Here is a 1026-nt window from a genome sequence, read left to right on the forward strand (position 1 = left end):
GCCCGGCCACGACACCCTTGTGTGCATTGGTCGATCGGCCGCTAGCCACGTCGCCGCAGCGCGGCCTCTCCTAGCAGGTGACGTCGACGTACATTGTCCTGTACACCACCCGCTGCACGGTGCGGTCGCGCATGTCTCTGCGCATCTCGGTGACGTCGCGTCCTGGTCGAATCGAGCTCACGGCGCACTTCGTAAGGGGCGCGGATCCGGTCTTGCTCACGATGACCGTATATCCGCTGTCCTCAAGGCTTTTCACCGTATCCTGCGCAGAGCCAGGGCCCGTTGGGGCAGCGGGTGCCGGCGCGGCGACCAACACGGCCGCGGTGGTGATACCGGCGACTATTGTTGCCATCTTTGCCAATGTAGCCATGTCCACTCCCAATTCGCCGCTGGACCAACCATTCATCGCCCTGGTTAGTACGTAGTAGCTCAGTAGCTACTAGTTAAAGGTACCTCAAAGCACTGACAGCATTACCGGTCTTGCGGGCACGGTTGGATAACGATGAGAACGCTTCTAAAATAGCTACTTTCGGCCTTTCGAAAGATCCGATGGCTGCTTTTCGGAAGTTCATGCAAGGGCCCGCACCGTGACGCCCGGTCAGTCACTGCGCAGGAGGGTGGTCCGGCGAGGTCACTCGACCCGGATCCGCGGCGGCTTTGACCGGCACCGGCTGCAGTCGCCCGCTGCGATTAAGGTAGAAGAGCGCTGATGCCGTCAGCCCGCCAATTAGGCTCAGCGCTGCCCAGATCAGCTCTGGCGCGCCGGCATCGCGCGCGGCTTGCATCAGCGCACCGGTACCCAAGTTGCCGGCAAGTATGCCGACACCGATGATGGTGTTATAGAAGCCGTAATGCGTTGCGACCAACCGGTTGTGGGCGAGTGATACCACGGTGTCCATTTCGAAGGGAAATACCGCTGCTGATCCGACTGCCAGCAGTGCAGCGGCAGAGAGCAAGGCGATCGCGGACGCCACCAGGCCGAACCGGCCGCTATCGGGAACGACGGCCAGCGGCACGAACGCGACC

1 pseudogene is annotated in these 1026 nt (G+C 61.9%); it reads right to left on the minus strand.

The features are described 5' to 3' along the window. Positions 1-602: 602 nt before the first annotated feature. A pseudogene (locus tag RMCN_RS21055) lies at positions 603-1026 on the minus strand (MFS transporter); the annotation flags it as partial.

Source organism: Mycolicibacterium novocastrense, assembly GCF_001570485.1.
GTDB classification, from domain to species: Bacteria; Actinomycetota; Actinomycetes; order Mycobacteriales; family Mycobacteriaceae; genus Mycobacterium; species Mycobacterium novocastrense.